A 5,453-nucleotide genomic window follows, 5' to 3' on the forward strand; every position below is an offset into this window, starting at 1 on the left:
CGGTTCATGAGCCGGGCCAGGCACGTGGGCAAGATCGTGCTGACGATGCCGCCGCGCTGGAACCCCGACGGCACCGTCCTCATCACCGGCGGCACGGGAGGCCTGGGCCGGGAACTGGCCCGCCACCTCGTGACCGCCCGGGGCGCGCGCCGCCTCCTCCTGGTGTCCCGCCGCGGCATCGAGGCCGAGGGCGCCGCCGAGCTGCGGGACGAACTCGCGGCCGCCGGTGCGGTCGTGGACGTCACCGCCTGCGACATGGCCGACCGGCAGGCGGTCGAGGCCCTGCTTGCCGGCATCGACACCGCGCACCCGCTGACCGCGGTCGTCCACGCGGCCGGTGTGCTGGACGACGGTGTGGTGACGTCGCTGTCGGCGGAGCGGGTCTCGGAGGTGCTGCGGCCGAAGGTCGACGCCGCCTGGCACCTGCACGAGCTGACCCGGGACCTGGACCTCGCCGCCTTCGTCATGTTCTCCTCGGTGTCCGGTGTGATGGGCAGCGTCGGCCAGGGCAACTACGCGGCGGCCAACGTCTTCCTGGACGCCCTCGCCCAGCAGCGGACCGCCGCCGGCCTGCCCGCCCTCTCCCTGGCCTGGGGCGCCTGGGCGCAGAGCGCCGGCATGACCGGCACCCTCTCCGATGCCGACATGCAGCGCATCGCCGCGTCCGGCGCCGCCCCGATCCCCGTCGAGCGCGGCCTCGCCCTCTTCGACACCGCCACCGGCTCCGCCGAGGCGCTCGTCGTCCCCATCGGCTCCACCGGCGGTGACCTGCGCATCCCGGGCGAGGTGCCGCCGCTGCTGCGCAACCTGGTGCGCGGCACCCGGCGCGCTGCCGCCACCGCCGTCGGCGGCGCGAGCACCGCCGCCGACCTGACGCGCCGCCTCCTGGCCCTCCCCGAGGACGAGCGCGCCCGCCACCTCGTCGAACTGGTGCGGGTCGAGGCCGCCGCCGTGCTCGGCCACTCCTCGCCCAAGGCCATCGAACCCGGCCGCGAGTTCCGCGAACTCGGCTTCGACTCGCTCACCGCCGTCGAACTGCGCAACCGCCTCACCACCGCCACCGGCCTGCGGCTGACCGCCACGCTCGTCTTCGACTACCCGACCCCGCACGGCCTCGCCGAGCACCTGGTCGCCGAACTCCTCGACGAACACGGCGACCCGGGCACCCCGCTGGTGGCCGCCGACGTCGCCGACGACCCGGTGGCCATCGTCGGCATGGCCTGCCGCATGCCCGGCGGCATCACCACCCCCGACGAACTGTGGCGGATGCTCGCCGACGGCGAGGACCGCATCACCGCGTTCCCGACCGACCGCGGCTGGGACCTGGACACCCTGTTCGGCGGCGGACACGACAACCGGGGCGTCAGCGCCACCCGCCGCGGCGGCTTCCTGCACGACGTGGGCGGCTTCGACGCCGGCTTCTTCGGGATCTCCCCGCGCGAGGCCCTCGCCATGGACCCGCAGCAGCGCCTGCTCCTGGAGACCTCCTGGGAGGCGTTCGAGCGCGCCGGCATCGACCCGCAGACCCTGCGCTCCAGCGCCACCGGCGTCTTCGTCGGCACCACCGGCCAGGACTACGCGACCCTGGTGATGACCTCCCGCGAGGACGTCGAGGGCCACGCCAGCACCGGCCTCGCCACCAGCGTCATCTCCGGCCGGGTCTCCTACGCCCTCGGCCTGGAGGGCCCGGCCCTCACCGTCGACACCGCCTGCTCCTCCTCCCTGGTCGCCCTGCACCTCGCCGCCCAGTCCCTGCGCAGCGGGGAGAGCTCCCTCGCCCTCGCGGGCGGCGTCACCGTCCTGTCGACCCCGATGAACTTCTCCGGCTTCACCCGGCAGGGCGGCCTGGCCGGCGACGGCCTGTGCAAGGCGTTCGCCGACTCCGCCGACGGCACCGGCTGGTCCGAGGGCGTCGGCATGCTCGTCCTGGAGCGCCTGTCCGACGCCCGGCGCAACGGGCACGAGGTGCTCGCGGTGGTCCGCGGTTCGGCCATCAACCAGGACGGCGCCTCCAACGGCCTCACCGCCCCCAACGGCCCGTCCCAGCAGCGCGTCATCCGGCAGGCCCTGGCGAGCGCCGGACTCACGCCCGCCGACGTGGACGCCGTCGAGGCGCACGGCACGGGCACGACCCTCGGCGACCCGATCGAGGCGCAGGCCCTGCTGGCCACCTACGGCCAGGGCCGCGACCCGGAGCGTCCGCTGCTGCTCGGCTCCATCAAGTCGAACATCGGCCACACCCAGGCCGCCGCCGGTGTCGCGGGCGTCATCAAGATGGTGCTCGCCATGCGCCATGGCACCCTGCCCAGGACCCTCCACGTCGACCGGCCCTCCACCCACGTCGACTGGGAGGCCGGAGCGGTACGGCTCCTCACGGAACCGACCGCGTGGCCGGACACGGACCGGCCGTGGCGCGCGGGTGTGTCGTCCTTCGGCCTCAGCGGCACCAACGCCCACGTCATCCTCGAACAGCCCGAACCGGCCGCGGAGGACCCGGAGCCGGCCACCGCGCCGTCCGTCTCACCGGTCCTGGTGCCGTGGCCGGTCTCGGCACGCTCCGAGGAGGCCCTGCCGGGACAGATCGACCGGGTGACGTCCTTCGACGCCGGGTCCGTCCTGGACGTGGGCTACTCGCTGGCCTCCGGGCGGTCGCTGTTCGAGCACCGGGCGGTGCTCCTCGCGGGCACCGGCCTGGAGGGCGGCGCCCCCGTCGAGGTGGCGCGCGGCCGTGCCGCCGAGCGGTCGCTCGCGGTGCTGTTCTCGGGGCAGGGTTCGCAGCGGGTCGGGATGGGGCGTGAACTGTACGCCCGGTTCCCGGTGTTCGCGCAGGCGCTGGACGCCGTACTGGACCGGCTCGATGCCGGGCTGGATCGTCCGCTGCGTGAGGTGCTGTTCGCGGAAGCCGGCACGCGGGAGGCGGACCTCCTCGACACGACCGGGTTCACGCAGCCCGCGTTGTTCGCGGTCGAGGTGGCGCTGTTCCGGCTGGTCGAAAGCTGGGGTGTGCGGCCGGAGTTCGTGGCCGGTCACTCCGTGGGCGAGATTGCGGCCGCGCACGTCGCCGGGGTCCTGTCCCTGGAGGACGCCTGCACGCTGGTCGCGGCCCGCGCCCGGTTGATGCAGGAACTCCCGGCAGGCGGCGCGATGGTGGCCGTGCAGGCGACCGAGGAGGAGATCGTCCCGAGGCTGACGGACGGCACCGCCCTCGCGGCGGTCAACGGACCGAAGGCGGTCGTCGTCGCGGGCGTGGAGCCCGAAGTCCTCGCACTCACCGCTGAGTTCGAGGCAGAGGGCCGCAAGACGCAGCGCCTGTCGGTCAGTCACGCCTTCCACTCGCCGCTGATGGAGCCGATGCTCGACGCGTTCCGCGCGGTCGCGGAGGGGCTGACGTACGCCGCACCGCGCATCCCCGTCGTCTCCAACGTGACCGGCGGGATCGCCGACGCCGCCCTGCTGTGTTCGGCGGAGTACTGGGTGCGCCACGTCCGTGGCACGGTGCGTTTCGCCGACGGTGTGCGCGCGCTGGCCGGTGCCGGAGCGAACGCGTTCCTGGAGCTGGGCCCCGACGGCGTCCTGACCGGGATGGCCGCGCGGGTGCTGGACGGCGGCGGGGACGTCGTGGCGGTGCCGGTGCTGCGGGGGGACCGCCCCGAGGAGACCGCGCTGCTCACCGCGCTGGCCCGGCTCCACGTCACCGGCGTGGACATCGACTGGGCGCCGTGCTTCGAGGGGACCGGTGCGCGCCGGGTGGCGCTGCCGACGTACGCCTTCCACCACGAGCGGTACTGGCCCCGCCCGGCGGCCCACACCGGTGATGTCACGGGCGCCGGGCTCCGCCCCGCCGAACACCCGCTGCTGGGCGCCGCCACGGCGCTCGCCGCCTCCGAGGGCGTGCTGTTCACCGGGCGTCTGTCGCTCACCACGCACCCCTGGCTGGCGGACCACACCGTCGGCGGCGGCATGGTTCTCTTCCCGGCCACCGGCTTCCTCGAACTGGCCGTGCGCGCCGGTGACGAGGTCGGCTGCGAGTGCGTCGAGGAATTCACCCTCGCCACGCCGCTGCTGCTGCCCGAGGACGGTGCCGTCGTCGTCCAGGTGTGGGTCGGGTCGCCCGACGAGTCCGGCGCACGCAAGGTGAGCCTGTACTCGCGGGCCGCCGACGCGCCGGAGGCGACCTGGACGGAGCACGCGGCCGGCGTGCTCGGCACGGACGCGCGGACCGTCGGCTTCGACGCGAGCGTCTGGCCCCCGCAGAACGCGGTCGCCGCCGACCTGGAAGGCTTCTACGAACGCACCGAGTACGGTCCCGTCTTCCGCACCATCCGCGCCGTGTGGAAGCGCGGCGACGAGGCGTTCGTCGAGGCCGCGCTCCCCGCGGAGGCGGACGACGCCGGCTACTACGGCATGCACCCGGCGCTGCTGGACGCGGCCGTGCAGTCCGTGGGCTTCGCCGGCCTGGACGACGAGCACAAGCTGCTGCCGTTCCTGTGGGGAGGGGTGTCGCTGCACGCGGGCGGCGCCTCCGTGGTCCGCTTCCGGGTCGCCCGCACGGGTGAGGACTCGGTCTCGATCGCCGCCGTGGACGTCGAGGGCGCGCCCGTCCTGTCGACCGAGTCGCTGGTGCTGCGGGTTCCCGCCGGGGTGCAGGCGCCCGCCGCCCGCCGTACCGAACTCGACTCCCTGCTCCGCCTGGAGTGGACCGCCGCCCCCGAGACCGCCGCCGATCCGTCGGTCCGCCACGTCACCCTGCCCGCGCTCGGCACCGACGCCGCCGCGGCCGCCCTGGACGGCCTCACGGGCTCCGAGACCCTGGTGTGCGTCCCCGTGTCCGGCGACGGCCACGGCGACGACGTACCGCAGGCCACGCACACCCTTCTCGCGCACGCCCTTGACCTGGTGCAGGAGTGGCTGCGGCAGGACCGCTTCGAGACGGCCCGGCTGGTGTTCGTCACCCGGGGCGCGATGCGCTCCGGGCACGGTGACCGGGTCGAGGACCTGGCGGCCGCGGCCGTCTGGGGTCTGCTGCGCGCCGCGCACTCGGAGAACCCCACCCGCTTCGCCCTCGTCGACCTCGACGCGGACAGCCGCGCCGAAACCGTGCTGCCGCTGCTGCCGGAGCTCCTGGCGGGCGGCGACGCCCAGTTCGTCGTACGGGACGGGGACGTCCTCGTCGGCCGCCTCGACCGGGCGGTCACCGGCGCCGGACTGCTGCCCCCGGCCCACGGCCCCTGGCGGCTGGACAGCACCGCCAAGGGCAACCTGGACGCGCTCACCCTCACCGCCTGTCCCGAGGCGCTGCAGGCGCCGGAGGGTCGGCAGGTGCGTCTCGCGGTGCGGGCGGCCGGGCTGAACTTCCGCGACGTGATGAACGCGCTCGGCATGTACCCGGGTGAGGCCGGACTCCTCGGCTCGGAGGCGGTCGGTGTCGTGGCCGAGACCGGCCCCGAGGTCAC

1 protein-coding gene is annotated in these 5,453 nt (G+C 74.9%); it reads left to right on the plus strand.

The window, feature by feature from the left end; all coding sequences use genetic code 11:
• Window positions 1-5,453, plus strand: a 5,453-nt coding sequence (locus tag ACFXAE_RS36035; RefSeq protein ID WP_384723908.1) for an SDR family NAD(P)-dependent oxidoreductase, incomplete at both ends; no start/stop codon positions are given.

Origin of the sequence: Streptomyces sp. NPDC059454 (assembly GCF_042749965.1) — a bacterium.
GTDB lineage: Bacteria > Actinomycetota > Actinomycetes > Streptomycetales > Streptomycetaceae > Streptomyces.